Origin of the sequence: Bacillus sp. 22-7, assembly GCF_010628845.1 — a bacterium.
Taxonomy (GTDB): domain Bacteria; phylum Bacillota; class Bacilli; order Bacillales; family Cytobacillaceae; genus Cytobacillus; species Cytobacillus firmus_B.
Genome location: NZ_NJQY01000012.1, coordinates 78,596 through 99,615 on the forward strand (window position 1 = coordinate 78,596; position 21,020 = coordinate 99,615).

Sequence of the window (21,020 nt, forward strand, 5' to 3'; positions counted from 1 at the left end):
AAATTGAAAGGAGCATTTTTTATGAAATTACCTATTAAAGTATTATCTACAGTTGCCTTATCAGCAGCATTAACCATCTCTGCAGCCATTCCGGCAGGCCTGGTTTCAGCAAATGAGACTTCAGCTTCAGATTTCACACTTTCGTTAATGCATACCAATGACTCACACGCAAATATGGACAGCGCCGCAAAGAAAGTGACGGCGGTAAAGGAAGTAAGAGAAGCAAAGCCGGATGCCCTGCTAGTTGATGCAGGAGATGTTTTTTCCGGAACTTTATATTTTAATAAATTCCTTGGACAAGCTGATCTTGAATTTATGAATCTCATGGGCTATGACATTATGACTTTCGGTAATCATGAGTTTGATTTGGGTTCAAGTGCGGAAGGACATAAAGCACTGGCTGACTTTGTAAAAGGAGCACAATTCCCATTCGTCAGTTCAAACGTGAACTTTTCTCAAGATGCCAACCTGCAGGGACTGTTCAGTGATCTTATATCGAGCGAACCTGCTGATGGTAAAATATATAATGGCATCATTAAAGAAGTTAATGGAGAAAAAGTAGGATTCTTTGGCTTGACTACAGCTGAAACAGCCAGCATTTCAAGTCCGGGTAATGTAACATTCGAAGATTATCTTGAAGAAGCAGAAAAAGCAGTAAAAGCTTTCGAGGGCATGGGTATTAATAAAATCGTGGCAGTCACACATATTGGCTATGATGATAACCCGAATGTAGATAATGACTTAAACCTGGCGGCTCAAGTAGATGGAATTGATGTGATTGTTGGCGGACACAGCCATACGCAATTAAATGCCCCAGTAGTTGTGGCAGCTGACGAAACAGGAGCGGCAAAGGATCCTACAGTTATTGTACAAGCCGGCCAGTACAATAATTATCTCGGAACGCTGGATGTGCAGTTTGACGAGGCAGGAAAAGTAGTCGGGCATGCCGGCCAGCTTATTAAAGTAGCGGATAAAGCAGAGGACCCTGAGGCAGCAGTGCTGCTTGAAAAATACTCTTCACAGATAGAAGAATTAAAGAACACGGAAATCGGAGCAGAAACGCTGGCTGCCCTTGAGAATCCGCGTACAAGCGGAGACAGCACAGGACCAAGTGTACGGAAAAATGAAACCGCCCTGGGCAACCTGATTACAGACGGAATGCTGGCAAAAGCAAAGCAGTATAACAGCAATGTCATCATGGCACTCCAAAATGGAGGCGGCATTCGTGCAGGGATTGATGCAGGGCCAATCACAGTTGGCGAAGTAATCACTGTTCTTCCATTTGGCAATACATTAGCCACTATGGAGGTAACGGGAGCTGAATTAAAAGAGGCCTTTGAAATCAGCGTAGGACAATATCCCGCAGAAAATGGCGGCTTCCTGCACGTGTCCGGTGCAAAAGTAAAATTCGATTCGACTAAACCTGCCGGTGAGCGGATTGTTTCGATTGAATATAAAAATGAACAGGGCACTTACACTGAAATCCAGGACAATCAAACCTACACAATCGCTACGAATGCTTTCACCGCTAAAGGCGGAGATGGATATACAGTCTTCGCAAAAGCTTACCAGGAGGGCAGAGTAACAGATCTTGGACTTTCCGATTGGGAAAACTTCGCGGATCACCTATCCAGCCTGGGCACAATCAAACCTGCGGTGGAAGGGCGTATCATAGATGTTGACAGTCTGCCTCCAGTAACAGAGCTGGATTTTGAAAAGGAATATAATCTTACTGATGATAAAAAGAAGAAATTAGTAGTGAACAAGGTTTCTTTTATTAATGTGGAAGAATCCGCAGAGATTAAAAATGGCATCTGGCTCAAAAACGCTGCTGTATTGCAGGGGGATGGCCTTAAGAATGTGAGTGTCCGTGTAACACCTAAGAAAGAGCCGATTATCGTAGACTTTAGCGGTGCAGAAGTGAAAGAAGTCATTATTGAGAAAATTGATTTAGTGGAGCTTCGAGGAGCAGAGAATATTAAAAAGCTTACTATTAAATAAATAGTAGGTAAAGATTGAATTCTCTAACTTGAATGATATATTAAATGCCGGTCCTGTGTGGCCGGTATTTTTTTGTTGTATTGGGGATCGATACTCTGCTAACTCAAGTGGGAAAGGTAATAAAAAGAATAAACTTTATATTGACAGTCATTTTCGAAGAGTCTATTATTATGTTAACGCTAACATAATAACCCCTTTAAGAGTGTTTTTTTTAAAGCAGAAATGTTAACGTTAACATTTTGGAAAGAGTAAGAAGGATGATGCTGGTGACTCGAAGTTCAAATTTAATAGAAGTCGCAAAAGCTGCCGGAGTCTCTAACATGACCGTATCCAGAGTCATCAATAATAGCGGAAATGTGTCAGAGAAAACCAGGCAAAAAGTATTAAAGGCAATAAAAGAGCTTAATTATCAGCCCAATTTAATTGCCAGAAGTCTTGCAAGGAAAAAAACGAACATCCTTGGGCTTGTCGTGTACACCGATAAAGGCGTCCACCCTGCTTTTTACAATGAGATTATTAACGGAGTTCAGAAGGGGGCATCTGAATTAGGGTATGATCTGCTGGTTTTCGCAAATCGTGAAGATCAATCATACAGTGACCGGATCACTCATTCGAGCTTTGTTGACGGTGTAATATTTATGGGCGTAAAGGTTAATCAGCATGATATCAGGAATGTACATGAAAAAGGGTTTCCTTATGTCTTTATTGGAAAGAGAGAGATTGAAGGAATTCAGCCTTATTTCATATCGCCTGATTACGTGAAAGGCACGAGGATGGCAGCTGAACACTTAATTGAGCTGGGGCATACGAAAATAGGATTCATAGGACAATCAAGAATCATTGAACCTGACTATGATAAATTGCTCGGATACCAGGAAGCTCTGTTTAAGCACCATGTTGTCTATAATCCTCAGCTTGTTTTCGAAGAAAGCCAGACACAATTGGATGGCTATAACGCCATGAAAGAATTGCTGAAGCAAAAGCCCACAGCTGTGATTATTAACAACACGTATGCAACGATTGGGGCAACGACTGCCATTAAGGAAGCAGGCCTTCAGATTCCGGAGGATATCTCCGTTATTGGATTTGATGATAACCAGGAGCTTAATGAACAGTTTAATGACTTTATTGGGCTGGAGCTTTCCACTATCCGAATCCCTAAGGTGGAGCTGGGCAGGGAGGCAGCAAAGATGGCGATTTCTTTACTGGAAGGAAATGCAACGCCTAAGGCCAATTTTATCGATCTTCACTTTATGAAAAATAGCTCATGTAAAAAATTATAAATTCATATTTTTTGAGGAGGATTAAGATGTTAAGAAAAAGTAAAATGTCTTTGCTGTTCGCATTCGTCCTTATTTTATCCCTGTTTGTAAGCGCTTGCGGTGGATCTGAGAACGGAGGCGGTGAAGACGGAAAAGTTGAACTCCGTTTCATCCTTAATAATGACAGCCCAACTCTTGTAGAACAAATTAAGGAATTTGAAAAAGAAAATCCCGACATTAAAGTAAATGTTGAAAAAATTCCTTTAGATCAATTCTTTGAAAAAATTGAAACAATGATTGCTGGAGGCAGAACACCTGACTTATTATACACTCCAGTACTAGCAACTCAGCGATATGCCAATATGGATCTGCTTTTGGATGTTTCCGGCGATCTTAAGGAAGAGAAGGATGATTTTCTCCCTTCTACTCTTGTAAGTGTAAAGAATGGAGATAAAGTAGTGGGAGTTCCTCATTTTACAGACAGCATTGCTGTTTTCTATAATAAAGATCTTTTTGAAAAAGCTGGCGTGAAAGTACCTGAATCCATTGAAACAACATGGAACTGGGAAGAATTCGCTGCAGCTGCGGAAAAAGTAAAAAGTGCCAACAACTTAAAATATGGTGTCAGCACAGGAAGTGATGTATCACAATTTCTTCCATTCCTTTATCAAAATAAGGGAACTGTCTTAAGTGAAGACCAAAAATCTGCTGGAATCAATTCTGATTCCTCCATTGAGTCCATCGAATTTTTCAAATCATTATTTGATATAGGTCTGGCTTCCAAAGAGTCCTTTATCGGGTCAGAAAAATCAGATGAGCTATTCAAGCAGGGACAGCTTCCAATGGTTATCACTTTCTCTGGACTGATCAATTCATTTGAAAAAGATATTCAAGGGTTTGAATATGGTGTGACATACTTGCCGAAAAAAGAAGTAACGGCAACGAAGCTGGGCGGGGCGAACATTGTTTCTTTTAATGAGACAAAGCATCCAAAAGAAGCAGTCAAACTGATGAAATACTTAACAAGCGAAGAGAAAATGGCTGAGTTTGCAGCTAAAGAAGGGGTCGTTCCTACCCGGACGAGTGCACAGGAATCTGTGGATTATGGGGCTATTGATGAAGGAATGCAAATCATTATTAACGAGATTAATAGTGTTCCTGAATTTGCAGTGAAAGATTTTTCAATTCCTGAATACTTAGGCTATAAATCAATTCTGACAAGCGAAATGCAATCGGTGATCTTAGGCGAAAAGTCTCCGCAAGAAGCTGCTGAATCTATGGAAAAGCAAATAAACAATTCGGTGCTAAAAAAATAATGAAGGATGGAGGGGCAGCATCCCCTCCTTTCTAATTCCAGGGGTGATATTACATGGATTTGGTCAAGTCAATAGAAGTGAAAGAAGGACGCAATCATCTGGCGGCAAAACGATATAAATGGAAACAAAAATTAACTCCGATTGGATTTATGTCACCTGTTCTTCTTATTTTCTCCCTATTTTTATTCTTCCCGGTTTTATTTGCTTTCTTTATGAGCTTCCACCAATGGGGAATGATTGGAACGCCCGAATTTGTAGGCGTTGAAAACTATGTGCGTCTATTCAAAGATCCGCTTTTCTGGATTTCGATTAAGAACACTCTAATCTTCTCTCTTTCTGTTCCTTTAAAGGTGGCCATCGCTTTATTTTTTGCGGTGCTTTTGAATCAGAAGATAAGGGGCTTAGGATTTTACCGGGCTGCCTTTTTCTTCCCGGTAGTTCTTTCCATGGTTGTCGTCGGATTGGTCTGGCAATGGATGTTCAGTCCAAGCTACGGCTTTATCAACTATGTATTAGAAAAGCTTGGCTTGCCGCTGCAGAATATGCTGATTGATTCAGATCAGGCAATGATTGTTTTGATTATTGTAAGTATCTGGAAAGGACTAGGGAGCAACCTGTTGTTATTTCTTGCCGGTTTACAGGCCATTCCGAGCAGTGTATATGAAGCTGCAGAAATCGATGGTGCTAATTCCTGGCAGAAATTTTGGCATATTACCGTACAGCTCCTGAAGCCTACAACACTATTTGTACTCATCATTACGTTAATCGGTTCATTTAAAATATTTGATCTGGCGTATGTCATAACAGGCGGCGGACCTGGCACGAGCACAATGGTTCTTGTTCATTATATTTATCAGGAGGCATTCCAGCGATTTGATATGGGGTATGCATCTGCGGCAGCATATGTATTCTTTATCATTCTATTTATTTTAACGCTGGTTCAAATGAGAGTGTTTAAATCCGACAGTGAATTCTAGGAGGGACCTTCTATGAGCAATAAAAGCAGAGAGATGTTAAAGCGAATACCTTTATATGCATTTTTGATATTCGGTTCAATTGGGATGCTTGTCCCATTTGTCTGGATGATTTCAAGTGCTTTGAAGCCCAATAATGAAATCTTTACAAGTCCTCCTACATTCCTGCCCAAGGATGCAAATTGGGGAAATTTTATAGCAGCATGGAACTCGGGTGACTTCACTCAATATTTTATTAACACGTCGATTATATCGGTATTAACAACAGTCATTACCTTATTTATCTGTTCTTTGGCGGGCTATACGTTTGCGAAATTTAACTTTATGGGAAAGAAACTGCTCTTTCTGTTATTCCTGGGAACGATGATGATTCCCATGCAAGTCATTATGATTCCGATTTTTCTGATGATGTCAAAAATCGGATTGTTAAATTCTTATTGGTCTGTTATCCTGCCGCTGGTGGCAAACGCTTATGGGGTTTTCCTGATGAGGCAGTTTATGAGCACCATTCCAACTGAGCTTATGGAAGCAGCCCGAATTGACGGATGCTCGGAATTCCGGATTTTCTGGCAGATTATTTTGCCTTTAACAAAACCGGCACTGGTCACCTTGGGAATCTTAACGTTTCTTGGAGCCTGGAATGAATTTTTATGGCCATTAATTATGCTGGATTCACCGGATATGATGACGCTTCAAGTCGCCTTAACTCAGTTCCAGGGGCAGTATGAGGTAAAATGGAATCTTTTAATGGCGGCATCTGCCTTATCCATGATTCCGATAGCTTTAATCTTTATTGTTTTTCAGCGTTATTTGGTAGAAGGAATCGCATCATCAGGGGTAAAGGGATAGGAGGAATTGGAGATGGAAATGTATACTCAGATAAAAAATATAGAGATTTCAAAACAGGCAGATGTGATTGTAGCTGGCGGCGGCCCTGCCGGGATTGCGGCTGCGATTGCATCAGCAAGGCAGGGTGCAGATACCATCCTGCTTGAACGCAATGGTTTTTTAGGAGGAATGGGCTCCGCTGCACTTGTAAATCCGTTTATGAGTTTTTCTTCAGGGAAAACCCAGCTGGTGAAAGGCATCTTTCAGGAAATGATTGATCGTCTGAAGGAGGCGGGAGCATTTGGAGGAGGAGGGCATGCCTGGTCCTTTGATCCTGAAGTTTATAAATATGTCCTGAATGAAATGGCTCTCGAAAGCGGGGTCCGGCTTCAATTCCATTCTTTTGTGGTCGATGCGGTGACAGAGGGGAATCTGATTTCAGGGATAATCATTGAAAGCAAATCAGGACGTCAGTTGTTAAAAGCAAAAACATTCATTGATTGTACGGGGGATGGCGATCTGGCAGCCAGAGCAGGAGCGGAATTCAAGATTGGACGTGAGTCTGATGGCCAGTGTCAGCCTGCAAGCATTATGTTCAAAATGGGTGGAGTCACAAACCGGAAAAAAGCTTGTGAGTATGCAGTTGATGATGAAAGGCTTCCACAGGGAAGGGTATTATTTTTTAAGATGCCCCGTGAAGGAGAGGTCATGATTAATATGACCCGCATTGTCAACGTGGATGCCCTTGATGTGGATGATTTAACGAGAGCAGAAATCGAAGGCAGAAAGCAAGTCAAAGAGATTGTTGAATATATGCAGGAAAACGTGGAAGGGTTTGAAAACTCTTACCTGGTTACGACAGGTCCGCAAATTGGCATTCGTGAATCACGCCGGATTATGGGTGAATATGTTTTAACTGCTGATGACGTATTGGAATGCCGAAAGTTTGATGATGCTATTGCTTCCTGCTCCTATATGATTGATATTCATAATCCAACAGGGGCCGGGACTGAGAAGGTGATTCTGCCGAAGGGTCAATGGTATGACATTCCTTACCGCTGCCTGCTTCCAAAGGATTTCGATAACCTTCTGGTAGCGGGGAGATGTATTTCTTCTACACATGAAGCTCATTCTTCCCTCCGTATTCAGCCGACATGCTATGCAATGGGCCAGGCAGCAGGCATGGCAGCAGCACTGTCTGTCGATAAGGGCATCCATCCTAAAGCACTTAATACGGAAGAGTTAAGAAGCAATCTATTAAAAGAGAATTGCTTTATCAGGGAAAGTATTTCATCAAGCTGACCTATTTATCAGGATGTGTGAAGGCGGGGGATAGTCTTGAAAAAAACATGGTGGAAAGAATCGGTGGTCTATCAGGTATATTGGAGAAGTTTCTATGACTCCAATGGAGACGGGATCGGTGACCTGGAAGGCCTTCTGTTAAAGCTGCATTACATTAAAGATCTTGGGGCGGACGTCATCTGGCTGAATCCTATGTATCAATCTCCTGACAAAGATAATGGATATGATATATCGGATTATTATGGGGTAATGGAAAAGGCAGGGGATATGCAAACTGTCGAGCGGTTAATCTCTGAAGTTCATAACCTTGGTATGAAAATAATTATGGACTTAGTCGTTAATCATACGTCTGATCAGCATCCATGGTTTCTGGCGTCCAGGTCTTCGAAGGATAACCCGAAAAGAGACTGGTATATCTGGAAAGATGCTAAAGATGGAAAAGAACCAAACAATTGGCGCTCCTACTTTGCCCCCTCACCGTGGACGCTGGAAGAGAAAACGGGCCAATATTATTTCCATTCTTTTGCTGCAGAACAGCCTGACCTGAACTGGGAAAATCGCGAAGTGCGTGAAGAAATCTACAGGATCATGCGTTTTTGGCTCGATAAAGGAATAGACGGATTCCGTATGGATGTTATCAATCTGCTGGCAAAACAGAAGGACTATAGAGATGCGGCTAACCCGTATGACCTCTCCTACTTAGGCAATAACCCGGGAATACATGAATACCTGCAGGAAATGAACCATGAAGTCCTTAAACACTATGACATCATGACGGTGGGGGAAATCCCATTTGTCACGCCTGAAGATGGCTTATTATACGTTGGAGAAGATCGAAATGAACTCCATACCTTATTCCATTTTCAGGTGGCTGATGATATGCCATCCTGGGATATGCTTCGATACAAGGAAATTCAGAAGCAGTGGTATGAAGGGTTAAAGGGGAAAGGCTGGAACTCGCAGTTTTTAAATAACCACGATCATACACGGCAGGTAACCAGATATGGAAATGATGGGGAATACCGGGTAGAATCGGCTAAATTACTCGGTACGCTAGTTCATACCATGCCGGGAACTCCCTATATTTTTCAAGGGGAAGAAATAGGAATGACCGGTGTATGTTTCGAAAATATCTCAGATTACCGGGACATCGCTATGAAAAATAAGTACAATGAGCTGGTAAGACGGGGTGAAGATCCTGTTCAGGTCCTTAAAGATCTGCAGCCGCTAAGCAGAGACAACTCACGAACACCTGTACAGTGGGATGACAGCAAAAACGCCGGTTTCACAAGCGGTATTTCATGGATAAAAGTAAACCCGAATTACAAAGAAATCAATGTTAAAAGGGAGCTTGAAACTCCGGACTCCGTCTTCCATTATTATAAAAAGCTGATAGCATTGCGGAAAGAAAATGAAGTTATGGTTTACGGTGACTATGCGGATCACTCTGATGGTCAGGAAGAATTATATATCTATACCCGGTCTTTGGGGGAAGTTACATGGCTGATAGTCCTTAATCAAAGTGAAAGAACAAATGAGGTCAAATTACCGGAGATTGCACATGGTACCGGGAAAGAACTTCTGCTTGGCAATTATGCTGAAATTCCAGTAGGAGATTCTGCAGAAAAGCTAGTTATGCACCCTTATGAAGCAAGGATTTATAGAATTTTGAACAAGCGGTGAAATGATGAACCTCTTGCATAGTATAAAGTTATTCTTACCAGTAAGCTGGAAAGCATGAGGACGGTTGAACCGTCCCCATGTTCACCCAAAATTGTCACATTTACCTTAGGAAATTTGTTATATACTATAATAGAGGAGGTGTGAACAATGAACGAAGCAAAAATGGAAAATATGCTTGCCCAATTAATAAAAATGGTTGGCAGTCTTCAATCTGATATGCAGGAAATGAAAAAAGAACAACAAGAGATGAAACAAGAGCAGCAAGGTATGAAACAAGAGCAGCAAGGTATGAAACAAGAGCTGCAGAAGCTGGAAACTAAAAGTGATCAGCGCCATCAAGAGATCTTAGAGCACTTTAAAGTCCTTGAAAGAGACCAGGATTTTATATGGGAGAAACCCGCAAGAAATGAAAGAGATATTGGCAATATCAAAAGACAGCTTACTTGAAAAGTCAATCTCCTTTGAAATTAAAACTCAAAGTGTAATTTAACAGATCATTTACACGGCAAAGTTTATATTTTCCCCTCTTTTTCTCTTCTTTGGTTATTGCTAAACCCCCCACAAAAAATTTCAAACAAAAAGTCAAGCACTGTAGATGCCAGCATCTAGAGTGTTTTTCTTTGTTTAAGATATATTGAAAAATTAGTGCTGGAAGAGAGCACACCCTAGTTCCTCAGAACTTCTCCTGAAATTTCTTTAGCAAAGCCTTGCTCCGAACTTAGTAACATTTAAAGGGTACGTATATATAGTGGGCTATGCTTTCGTATGTTACATTATATTTATAGATTTACATTGAATGTTGACCCATTAAATTATGCTAAAACAATGCCATAGTTTGATGCAGCTTTTATGGAATATGGGAGGAACAAGGATGTCTGCTATAAAGTTTATAAATCTTGATGGAGAAGAAATATATGTGTTTAACAGTGCCCTCTATATTTTTGAATCGTCATCCGGAAGTACGCTGGAAGTAGACATGATTGTTAGCGAAGTTACTCTAAGAAAATATCAGGATAGGGACAGTCTGATCACAGAAGTTGTATTGGATGACGGCAGGCAGATAAGCTCCTTTATGTTTCTAAAGGCTGTGCCAGGAAAGCTGCCCCGGCTGAGCTTATTTTGCGAAATAGATCCGGAAGAGTCATATGAAGGGCTCTTAAGAATAAGAGAGGATGCTCCCGATTTTCCCGATATTGAAGCTGGCATTACCCTGGAAGAGATTCGAAAAGTGGAAATGCCGAATGAAAAAATCACACTTAAATTAAACCTGCCCATTAACCAGGTGGAATGGCTGAAGGAGCAGAAAAATAAGGAATTGAATGGGCTTTTTAGAGAGCTGTTAGGGGAGTATCTTGAGAGGGCAGAATAATTCAATCTAACGTTTGTTTAAATCGTACACTACACTTACCAGCGGCTGCATAAAGAGCAGGCCTTTGGCGGTTTGGCGAATTTGCAAATAGAATTATGGAATCTGCAAATAGAGGAATTAAATTTGCAAATAGGAGCCTGAAACCTGCAAATAAACAATGAGGCTGCAAATAGCTGTCGGAAACCTGCAAATAGAGCAATGAAAATTGCAAATAGCCGCTGGAAATCTGCAAATAAACAATGGGCTTGCAAATAGGAGCCTGAAACTTGCAAATAGAGCAATCAAATTTGCAAATAGCTGCTGGAAACCTGCAAATAAACAATGAGGCTGCAAATAGGAGCCTGAAACCTGCAAATAGAGCAATTGAATTTGCAAATAGCCGCTGGAAATCTGCAAATAAACAATGAGCTTGCAAATAGCTGCCGGAAACTTGCAAATAAACATGTGGACTTGCAAATAGGAGCCGGAAACCTGCAAATACAGCAATGAAATTTGCAAATAGCTGGTGGAAACCTGCAAATAAACAATGAGGTTGCAAATAGGAGCCGGAAACCTGCAAATAGAGCAATGAAATTTGCAAATAGCTGGTGGAAACCTGCAAATAAACAATGAGGCTGCAAATAGCTGCCGGAAACCTGCAAATACAGCAATGAAATTTGCAAATAGCTGGTGGAAACCTGCAAATAAACAATGGGCTTGCAAATAGGAGCCTGAAACTTGCAAATAGAGCAATTGAAATTGCAAATAGCCGCTGGAAACCTGCAAATAAACAATGGGCTTGCAAATAGGAGCCTGAAACTTGCAAATAGAGCAATCAAAATTGCAAATAGCTGCCGGAAACCTGCAAATAGAATAATCAAATTGCAAATAGACAATTAAATTCTGCAAAAAAACTATCAAATACAGCCTATATAAAAGGAAAACCGAGCTGCCACTCAGCTCGGTTTATTTATGCCTATTAATTTATCGTCCCGCGATCCACCTGTTCGTACAATACCCCCATATTCCCCTTCACTTTTTTCGAAACCTCACACAATGCCTCAATCGCTTCAGCTTTGTGATTCCCAAGCTGATACACCACATCATCAAACAGCATTTCCATTTCTCTTAAAATAGCAATGGATGCAAGGTTATAGAGGTGGACATTATAGTAGCCGCTGTTATTGAATATGGCTGTCTCAACATAAGGCCTGAAATTCTCTAATAGAGTAGGGTATTCCGCCATTAATCGGTCTAATCCTTTTCTGATGCCTTCAATCGTACCGGCAAATTCATCCAAAGGCTCCAGCGCGTTGTTGACGCTGTTTCGGATTTTATCGTCAAAGTCCGAAAACAGGCCGAATAACTTGCCGGGGATGGTGTAGTCCAAGGCGAATTTGGTTGCGCCTTTGATAGTGCTCGACACTAGCTCTAATGCATTTTCAATGTTCAGGGTAATCACCCAGCCCTTATGCAATATAGGAAAGAGAAGTGCCTGGGTTGATGCAGTGAAAGCAGAATAAGACGTATCCATCTGGAATTCCTTAATCTTCATCCTCAGCTCCATATATGGGGAATCTTCCAGCTTATACGTATTCGTTCCCTGTACGGATATGGAATTGGAATGGGTGGATTTGCTTCTAATCGACTGTCCCAGGGAAAGGTCCCGGGCATTAAAGTTAGAGGCAACATCCTGAACTTGTTTCTGATATTCGCTGATATGCGAAAGAAGCTTATCCCTGTTATTGTTCACGATTCCATAATGGGCTTTTAATTCACTGACTACAGCATCATACCAAAGTTCTTTTCCGCCCTCAAAAAGTTCCGGGATTTTATTGGAAATAATCCGGATAAGGCTTTTGGAAAGATCCTGAACATCTGCTTTCAAATCATACAAAAAGCCGCGGATTTCATTAAAGATGCCCTCCACGCTGACGTTCGTCCGGAAAATATGTTCAAGCAGCTCAGCAGGCGGTGAATTCAGTATATAGTTCAGGGATTTAGCATGACTTTCCGCCACATTTAACAAAGAAACCAAATGGTCAATTTCGGCTGTTAATCGGTTGCTGATCGAAGTAATCCCCATGAACAGAGGCTCACTGATCAGATTTTCAAACATCTCTTCGAAAATCTTCTGCAGACGGCTGAGCCGTTCATAATAACGGCTGGCTTCATCGTCTACAATGGCAACCGAATTGCCCAAGTATTCGTGAGCAAGATTCAGTCTTTCCATTACATGGTTTTGCAGGGAGGAAGCCAGAAGATCAAGGTTCTCCTTGTTAATCTCAATGCGGTCTGAGTGCCCGCCATACAGCGGTACTCCCGTCCAAATGCTGGATACGATATGGGCATCTGCATCCACATAGATTTTTCCATAACCCGGCTTGCCGACTTCTCCGATAACATAAAACTGAGTGCCATCTTCATTCCTCAGATAGCCTGTATGGTTTGTAGCAAGCTTTGAGAATTCTGGAATCCCATTGAAGATTTCATACTGTTTTCCCGGAATCCTGCCATGCAGATCCAATGCGATTAAAGTCTGAGTCAGCACATCGTAGCTGCTGAAGTAGTTTGTGATGTTGTCATACGTTTGGTTAGGATCCACCATCCCCTCAGGAAGCAGTGCAGGGTTTAAAGTAACAGCGTTTACATCTGGATTTTCCACTGCTACTGCACCAACCAGACCGCCGCCAAGTGAATTTCCTGCGATCGATTGAACACCGCCAACCTGGTTAAACTTTTGGTTCATTTCAGTATAATAACTTCTTGCTGCCGCCAGCTGGGCCGGAGTCAGGTCACTTAAAAGCTGGGCATCTGTCAGAATATCCTTCTTGCCATATTTTCCGCTTGCATCGGTGCCGACATAAATGATGGATATTTCCTCTGTTTCCATATTTACTACTGTCATTGCATCAAGGCCAGTGGGGTTTTCATAATGGGTATCAATAACCGTATAATCTGTATTATTTACTTGCAGCACTGATTCAAATAGCGGATAGGTATAGGCATGAAGGCCAGCCAGTTCCACTAAATCTTTATCATTATTAGCTGCAATATCCTTATTAATATTTGGTGAACCCTTTAGAGTATCCATATATTCACCTGCTTTATTCCTTAATAATGTAATCTGGGAATCCGCGTTTTAACGAGTTTTCTTTAGCACCTTCTGAACTCTGTTTATCAATGAAGTTATCATTGAGAGAGAAGCTGTAGGTGCCATTAGGTATTGAGTTCATTTCTTCGAGCTCTTTCGTAACTTGATTGAAAATCTCTTCACTTGGTTCAGCCTGCTTGTCAGCCATGAATAATTGAATATTGATTTTGAAGTTTTCAGGATTAAAGGAGCCTTCTTCATAGGCATTCCTCAAATTTTCCGCACTTTCAGCTGGATTACTAATATAAAGGTCATAGACTGGTTTAATAGCCTGTTCTTTACTGGTTAATGCTAAAAAATAATAGGGAGTCATATATCCATGTCCGCCCACATTTTGGAGGGCATCCTTTGTTTTTCCGGTTACCTGACCTTCTGCTGCAAGAGTCTCAAGATATTCGTCGAGCTGCTTGAACTCTTCATTAAAGATCATGTGATACAATCCGCCTTTAATGGCATTTTCCACCTGGAATTCATCAGCCCAAATCTTTTCTGACATCACTTTCTTTTCCAGTTCATCAATTGGCACTACAGCATAAGTGTAGAAATGCGGCTCACCTTTGGATTCAACAAACACAGTAGCCCCATCCTTAGCCCCAACCACATTATGCACCGTTACATCGGTTTTATATTTCTCCTTAAAAAAGTTGATGGCAGCTTCCTCTATCTGATCAAGGTTTTCATCAGCAATTTCATCCGTCACTTTTCCGTACGGCAGTGCATAGCCTTCACCTGTATAATCCTGAACGCTAATCAGGGTTTCTTCAGAAGGCGCAGCCTGTGTTTCTTTTGTTTTTTCACTGTCTTGATTTTTATTCGTGCTATTCATACCAGAACATCCTCCAAGCATTAATGATATTCCAACACTGCATAGTAAAATTTTTGTTTTTTTGCGCATTAGTTAAATGTCCTCCCTAAAGGAATGTGCCATTCAGAGTATACCCCCTATTTTAGCCGATGGAGTTAGATTTTTACAGTTTTAACGTGGAAAATTACACTTTTTAGGTAAAAATAGGTAAATAGTTAGAGGGGTGGTAGGGAGTATTGTACTAAAATTATGTTGCTCAAGCTGTTTCTCATGGTAAGGACATTAATAAGAGCGAATACAGTTTGTGGATGAAATTAAGCTTTCTCTTGCAAGCTTGAACAATTATGAAAGAACGAATCCTGGAAATACCGGATAAAAAATAACTCTGCCACCAGGTGGAGTGTTTTAAAGAGTTGTTGGAGGGAGGCTGGAAAAGAAGGAGGCCGAAATAAATTAATCAAACGTTTGATTGAACTTTTGTATGGTAAAGAGAAGGTGACCTGCAAATAGAATTATGGAACCTGCAAATAGTTGCGGGCTATTTATAAATAGATCAATTGATTTGCAAATAGCCAATGAGATTGCAAATAGGAGCCGGAAACCTGCAAATAGAACAAAGAGGTTGCAAATAGGAACAGGAAACCTGCAAATAGAAAAATCAAATTGTAAATAGACTATCAAATGCCGCAAATTATTCCGTATTTAAAAGGAAAACCAAGCTGCCACTCAGCTCGGTTTAATTAATCTTCCCGCGGTCCACCTGTACATACAGATCCTCAGCATTATTCTTAAGGATATTTCACACCATACCTCGATCGTTTATGCTTTATGACTTCCTAATTAATAACCACATGCCAATGGATGCAATGTTTATCATTATCTTCCAAGATATCTTTAGCAACCTTTATTAATCTTTTATAATATAGTCAGGGAAGGACCGTTCCAAAGAGTTATCCTTTGTCCCATCTGCACTCTGTTTATCAATGAAGTTATCATTAAGAAAAGCACTGTAAGAACCTTTAGGAATTGAATTCATCTCTTCGAGTTCTTTCACGACTCTATTAAATATTTCCTTGTTTGGTTCTGCTTCTTCGTCAGCCATGAAATATTGTATATTTATATAGAAATTCTCGGGATCAAATTGGGTTTTATCATATGCATTCCGTAAATTTTCAACACTTTCATGAGGGTTATTTTTATAAAGGTCATAGACTGGCCAACTCTTCACTAGTCATGGAAATAAAGTAATAGGGTGTCATAAAACCTTGTCCGCCAACATTTTGGAGGGCCACTTTTGTTTTACCTGTTACTTGCCCATCAGCCGCAACTGACTCTAGGTAGTTTTCGAGCTTACTGAACTCTTCTTTGAAAATCATGTGGTACAATCCGCCTTTAATGGCGTTTTCCACTTGAAATTCATCCGCCCAGATTTTTTCTGTCATTACTTTATTTTCTTTTTCATCGATTGGTACTACAGCATAGGTATAGAAATGCGGTTCACCTTCGGATTCCACAAAGATAGTTGCTCCATCTTGAGCACCGACTACATTATGTACTTTTACATTGATTTTGTAGTTTTCCTGAAAAAGTTTTATTCCAGCATCCACGATCTGATCCAGGTTTGCTTCGGCGATCTTTTCAGTGGTGTTACCATATGGCAATGCGTAGCCTTCTCCATTATATTTTTGTACGCTCTCCATTGAGTCATCGAGGGCAGTCTGTGTTTCTTTTGCTTTTTCACTTTCGCCAGAACACCCTCCAAGCAGCAATGAAATTCCAACACTGCAGAGTAAGGTTTTTGTTTTATTGTTCATTAGTTACATGTCCTCTCTAAAGAGTTAGCGGTGTTCAGAGCATCACCAAAGTCATATTATTCTTTAATAATATCTTTCAGTAAATCCAGTGAATTATCTCCCATACCGCTGGAGCTCTGCTTATCAATAAAATTATCATTTAACACAAAACTATATGAACCTCTAGGGATTGAAGTCATTTCTTCAAGGTCTTTTATGATTTGATCAAATAACTTTTTATCTGGATTTGCACTTTTATCAGCCATAAATAATTGAATATTAATGAAAAGGTTTTTGGCCGAGAATGAATTATCCTCAAAAGCCTTCCTGAGGTTTTCTGCACTTTTATCAGGATTTTTCATGAAAAGGTCATATACTGGTTGGATAGCCGCCTCTTTGCTTCTCATTGAAATAAAATAATAAGGGGTTGAGAAACCCTTGCCTCCAACATTTTGAATGGCTTCATAAGTTTTGCCAGTAATTTGACCTTCTGCTGCAAGTGAATCAAAGTAGTCATCGAGTTGATTGAATTCGTCTTTAAAGATCATGCCATACAACCCGCCTTTAATGGCATTCTCCACCTGGAATTCGTCCGCCCAAATCTTTTCCGTCACCACTTTCTTTTCCAGTTCATCTATTGGCACTACAGCATAGGTGTAGAAATGCGGTTCACCATTTGATTCTACAAACACAGTGGCCCCATCCTTAGCGCCAACCACATTATGCACAGTTACGTCTGTCTTATATTTCTCTTTGAAAAAGCTGATGGCTGCTTCCTCTATCCGAGCAAGGTTTTTATCCGCAATTTCATCTGTCACTTTTCCGTATGGTAATGCATAGCCTTCACCAGTATAATCCTGAACGCTAATTTTAGTTTCTTCAGAAGTGGAAGCCTGTATTTCTTTTGTTTTTTCACTTTCGTCAGAACACCCTCCAAGTAACAATGAAATTCCAACACTGCAGAGTAAGATTTTTGTTTTTTTATTCATTATTTACATGTCCTCCTTAAAGACCGTTAAAAATATATCCCTTATTCTAGCGGATAGAGTTATATTTTTACAGCTCAAACATGAAAAATTACACTTTTTAGGTGTAAATAAGAAAAAAGTCGGGGGAGGGTTCTAGAAAGACAGTTTATAATTTTATAAAAATTGTTGTTGTAATCGTTTTCTGCATGTTGTATAGTCAAGTTAAAGAAAACCGAAACGTTTTGGGAGTTGTTTGAGTGACTACAATTAAAGATATTGCAAAAAAGGCAGGAGTATCTGTTACGACTGTTTCAAGGGCGTTAAATGGATACTCGGATGTGAGTGAAATTACCCGAAAGAAGATTGCCCAGGTAGCGAAGGAATTGAATTACAGCCCTAATTCGCTTGCCAGAAGCTTAGTAATGAAAAGATCACAAACTATTGGACTGCTGGTGTCAGGTTTTACGAAGGAAAGTGTGAAGGATAATTTTATGGTTGAGGTTCTTGCCGGTGTTAATGAGTATGTTTCGGGATCCAATTATGATCTTATCTTGTTTAATACCAATTCTTCCAAACAGCGGGAAAAGACGTATACTCAGCTATGCCGTGAGCGAAGAGTGGATGGTGTTATTATTCAGGGGATTCGCACGGATGATCCTTATTTAAAGGAAGTGGTGGAGAGCGATATTCCTTGTGTATTGATTGATATCCCGCTTGAATCTGATCATGTCAGCCATGTAACGACAGATAATGTGCTGGGGGCAGAAAAAGCAGTGAAGCATCTTATTCATCTCGGCCATGAGAAGATTGGTATGATTAATGGCCATGAATTTGCCTTTGTCAGCCGTGAAAGATTGCAGGGATATCAAAAAGCTCTCGATAAAGCAGGCCTTGCCTTCCATCCGGAATACGTTGCCGATGGTGAATTTACAGAAGAAAAAGGGAAGGAAGCAGCATCGCAACTGCTGCGCAATCATCCTGAAATCACGGCATTATTTTGTGCAAGTGACTTAATGGCAATTGGAGCAATGGCAGCAGCCAAAGAGCTTAATCGTCATGTTCCGGAGGATCTTTCTATTATAGGGTACGATGATATTTTGTTAGCCTCATATGTTAGTCCGAAGCTGACAACGATTGCACAGAATAAGTTCGGTCTGGGATATGAAGCAGCGAGATTGCTGCTTGGCCTGCTTCAAAATGAGACAGAAACACACCGTCTTGTTATGAAAACAGAGCTTATGGAACGAGAGAGTACAGCAGAAGCGAAAAAATAAATGTTGGTCTCACGAGCTAAATAGCAAGGATAGCCAGCTTTTACTTTATTGCAAATCCGAAACGTTTTGGCAATATTTTTTTACGTATAATCCGAAACGTTTCGGATATCGAACAGCTACGAAAACTGGAAGTGCAGGAGGAGCAAAATGAATTACAGAGTGATAAAAGAGAACAATCTATTCTTATTAACAGATGAACAGGGGGATATCACTGCTAATCACAGCTACGGCTTAGGTTTGTACAAGAATGATACTCGATTTCTCAGTAAGTTTAATGTACGGATCAACAATGAAAAACCGATTCTTCTCCACTCGGATGGATCTGAAAACTATATGTCCGCAATCCTATCAACCAATCCACACCAGGAAAAAGATGGAGAATTAATTCTTTGGAGAGAATCCATTGAGATTGAGAGAAAGCGATTTATCTATGATGACGTGTTATATGAAACAGTTACGGCGAAGAACTATTTTCCAAAACCGGTGACATTTGATTTAAATGTAGAAGCCGATGCGGATTTTCATGATATGTTTATCGTCCGCGGTTTTCAGACAGGAGATGTAGGAAAAAGAACAGGCCAGACAGCTGATAAAAATTCTCTAACATTCCATTATCATGGTGCGGATGATATTAAGAGAGCGACCCGTATTCAATGGGATACTCCTCTTCTACCTAAAGAAGTAAAAGAAGACGGCGAAATTACATTTACTCTAACCCTTCAGCACCAGGAATCGAAATCAATTACCTTTATGGTTATTCCGCTGGAAAATGCAGAAACGAGAACAGATCTTTTACCTGTAAATGAAGCTCTTCAAAAGCTCAAGTCTTCATACAAGGACTGGTCTGCAGCGCTTGCTTCAGTTGAAACAGATTATCTGCCGCTGCAAAGGCTTGTTGATCGAGGTTTATCGGACTTGCGGGTGCTTTTAACCGACACGGGATATGGCAATTTCCCGGTGGCAGGACTGCCGTGGTTCGGCGTTCCGTTTGGCAGGGACAGTCTGATTGCGGCACTTCAGATGATTGCCTTCCAGCCGGATGTGGCAAAAGGAACTTTGTTTACAATGGCGAGTCAGCAAGGAACCAAAGTCGACCCCTGGAGAGATGAACAGCCGGGGAAAATTATGCATGAAATCCGTTACGGGGAGCTTGCGAATACAAACCAGATTCCATTCACCCCTTATTATGGAACGATTGATGCCACCCCGTTATTCCTTGTTCTATTAACAGAGTATGTGAAATGGACTGGAGATTTGGAGACATTCTGCCAGCTCGAAGAAAATGTGAAGCGTGCTTTAGAGTGGATCAATCAATATGGAGACCGGGATGGCGATTTGTTTGTGGAATATCACCAGGAATCATCCAAGGGAATTGCGAATCAAGGCTGGAAAGATTCCGGGGATTCCATTGTTCATCGAAATGGTGATTATGCTGAAACACCAATAGCACTTTCCGAGGTACAGGGATATGTCTATCAGGCAAAACAGGGGATTGCCTCCATTTATAACAAGCTTGGAAATAAAGAGGCAGCTTTAAAGCTGAAGGCTGAGGCTGAAAAACTTCAAAAAGCATTTGAAAACGAGTTCTGGATGGCAGATCAGGAGTTTTATGCCATCGCTATTGATGGCGGAAAAAAACAGGTTGGAACCATTACATCCAACCCTGGGCATGTTCTGTATTCTGAAATGCTCGCAGAGAATCGTGCAGAAAAAGTAAGCAGCATGCTGACGGGTGAGAAAATGTTTTCAGGATTTGGCATTCGCACAATGGGTGAAGGAGAAGCAGGATATAATCCGATGAGCTACCATGATGGCAGTATCTGGCCTCATGATAACAGCATGATTTTACTGGGGATGAGCAAGCTTGGTTTTGCAGCAGATGCTAAAAAAGTAATGACAGGCCTTATACAGGCTTCCCAGTATTTTGAGTACGATCGTCTTCCTGAGTTGTTCTGCGGATATGATGCGAAAATCGGCAAAGCAGTTAAATATCCGGTTGCGTGTTCACCACAGGCTTGGGCAGCAGGTACGCCGCTTGTGTTTGTCCAATCACTGCTGGGCCTTTTCCCGGACAGCCTGAAAAAGGAAATTCAGCTGAGCCCAATGCTGCTTGATGAAATGAATACATTGACGGTCACTAACATCAAAATTGGTGAAGGAACTCTGTCCGTTTCTGTCAGCAGACAGGGGGAAGAAATACAGACAGTCATTTTAGAAAATACAACAGGCTTTGAAATCGTCAAACCTATGAAGGTAACTCAATAATTCTTTAACATAAAAAAATCAATGGAAAATGAGAGGGGTTACGAAGG

The 21,020-nt window shown here is 40.8% G+C and carries 16 protein-coding genes; 12 read left to right on the plus strand and 4 right to left on the minus strand.

Going from position 1 to position 21,020, the window contains the following annotated elements:
- Nucleotides 1–21: 21 nt before the first annotated feature.
- From CE058_RS10465 to CE058_RS10510, 10 genes are all read left to right on the plus strand, one after another.
- Nucleotides 22–2,001: a bifunctional metallophosphatase/5'-nucleotidase gene (locus CE058_RS10465; RefSeq protein WP_227888442.1), complete on the plus strand. Its 1,980-nt coding sequence runs from the start codon at nucleotides 22–24 to the stop codon at nucleotides 1,999–2,001.
- A 257-nt stretch (nucleotides 2,002–2,258) separates the two neighbouring features.
- The gene (locus CE058_RS10470) at nucleotides 2,259–3,284 is read left to right on the plus strand and encodes a LacI family DNA-binding transcriptional regulator (protein ID WP_163142399.1); all 1,026 of its coding nucleotides are present in this window, start codon (nucleotides 2,259–2,261) and stop codon (nucleotides 3,282–3,284) included.
- Nucleotides 3,285–3,310: 26 nt separating this feature from the next.
- The gene (locus CE058_RS10475; RefSeq protein WP_163142402.1) at nucleotides 3,311–4,579 is read left to right on the plus strand and encodes an ABC transporter substrate-binding protein; all 1,269 of its coding nucleotides are present in this window, start codon (nucleotides 3,311–3,313) and stop codon (nucleotides 4,577–4,579) included.
- Between the two features lie 53 nt (nucleotides 4,580–4,632).
- Nucleotides 4,633–5,556 carry a carbohydrate ABC transporter permease gene (locus CE058_RS10480; protein WP_204260532.1) on the plus strand — a complete coding sequence of 308 codons (924 nt, stop codon included), beginning with the start codon at nucleotides 4,633–4,635 and terminating at the stop codon, nucleotides 5,554–5,556.
- A 12-nt stretch (nucleotides 5,557–5,568) separates the two neighbouring features.
- Nucleotides 5,569–6,402, plus strand: a complete 834-nt coding sequence (locus CE058_RS10485; protein ID WP_053071390.1) for a carbohydrate ABC transporter permease — start codon at nucleotides 5,569–5,571, stop codon at nucleotides 6,400–6,402.
- 12 nt (nucleotides 6,403–6,414) lie between these two features.
- Complete coding sequence (locus CE058_RS10490) at nucleotides 6,415–7,683, plus strand: FAD-dependent oxidoreductase (RefSeq protein ID WP_048011228.1); 1,269 nt, start codon at nucleotides 6,415–6,417, stop codon at nucleotides 7,681–7,683.
- Nucleotides 7,684–7,719: 36 nt separating this feature from the next.
- Nucleotides 7,720–9,366 (plus strand): glycoside hydrolase family 13 protein, encoded by a 1,647-nt coding sequence (locus CE058_RS10495; RefSeq protein ID WP_048011227.1) that lies wholly within the window; start codon nucleotides 7,720–7,722, stop codon nucleotides 9,364–9,366.
- A gap of 147 nt (nucleotides 9,367–9,513) precedes the next feature.
- A complete protein-coding gene (locus CE058_RS10500; protein WP_163142405.1) occupies nucleotides 9,514–9,813 on the plus strand; it encodes a hypothetical protein in 300 nt (99 codons plus the stop codon).
- Between the two features lie 424 nt (nucleotides 9,814–10,237).
- A complete protein-coding gene (locus tag CE058_RS10505; RefSeq protein ID WP_163142408.1) occupies nucleotides 10,238–10,735 on the plus strand; it encodes a hypothetical protein in 498 nt (165 codons plus the stop codon).
- Nucleotides 10,736–11,001: 266 nt separating this feature from the next.
- Nucleotides 11,002–11,142: a hypothetical protein gene (locus CE058_RS10510; RefSeq protein ID WP_156185207.1), complete on the plus strand. Its 141-nt coding sequence runs from the start codon at nucleotides 11,002–11,004 to the stop codon at nucleotides 11,140–11,142.
- Nucleotides 11,143–11,693: 551 nt separating this feature from the next.
- Here CE058_RS10510 and CE058_RS10515 read toward each other — a convergent pair.
- The 4 genes from CE058_RS10515 to CE058_RS10530 all read right to left on the minus strand — a co-directional run bounded on the left by CE058_RS10515 (nucleotide 11,694) and on the right by CE058_RS10530 (nucleotide 17,455).
- Nucleotides 11,694–13,808, minus strand: coding sequence for an SA1320 family protein (locus tag CE058_RS10515; RefSeq protein WP_163142411.1), 2,115 nt, complete (start codon nucleotides 13,806–13,808; stop codon nucleotides 11,694–11,696).
- 13 nt (nucleotides 13,809–13,821) lie between these two features.
- The gene (locus tag CE058_RS10520; RefSeq protein WP_286167963.1) at nucleotides 13,822–14,694 is read right to left on the minus strand and encodes a DUF1672 family protein; all 873 of its coding nucleotides are present in this window, start codon (nucleotides 14,692–14,694) and stop codon (nucleotides 13,822–13,824) included.
- 1,184 nt (nucleotides 14,695–15,878) lie between these two features.
- Nucleotides 15,879–16,487, minus strand: a complete 609-nt coding sequence (locus tag CE058_RS10525) for a DUF1672 family protein (RefSeq protein WP_286167964.1) — start codon at nucleotides 16,485–16,487, stop codon at nucleotides 15,879–15,881.
- A gap of 56 nt (nucleotides 16,488–16,543) precedes the next feature.
- Complete coding sequence (locus CE058_RS10530) at nucleotides 16,544–17,455, minus strand: DUF1672 family protein (RefSeq protein ID WP_163142417.1); 912 nt, start codon at nucleotides 17,453–17,455, stop codon at nucleotides 16,544–16,546.
- A gap of 236 nt (nucleotides 17,456–17,691) precedes the next feature.
- Between CE058_RS10530 and CE058_RS10535 the strand changes: the two genes are divergently transcribed.
- Both CE058_RS10535 and CE058_RS10540 read left to right on the plus strand, forming a co-directional pair.
- Nucleotides 17,692–18,708: a LacI family DNA-binding transcriptional regulator gene (locus tag CE058_RS10535; protein ID WP_163142420.1), complete on the plus strand. Its 1,017-nt coding sequence runs from the start codon at nucleotides 17,692–17,694 to the stop codon at nucleotides 18,706–18,708.
- Between the two features lie 147 nt (nucleotides 18,709–18,855).
- Nucleotides 18,856–20,973, plus strand: coding sequence for an amylo-alpha-1,6-glucosidase (locus CE058_RS10540; protein ID WP_163142423.1), 2,118 nt, complete (start codon nucleotides 18,856–18,858; stop codon nucleotides 20,971–20,973).
- Nucleotides 20,974–21,020 lie beyond the last annotated feature (47 nt).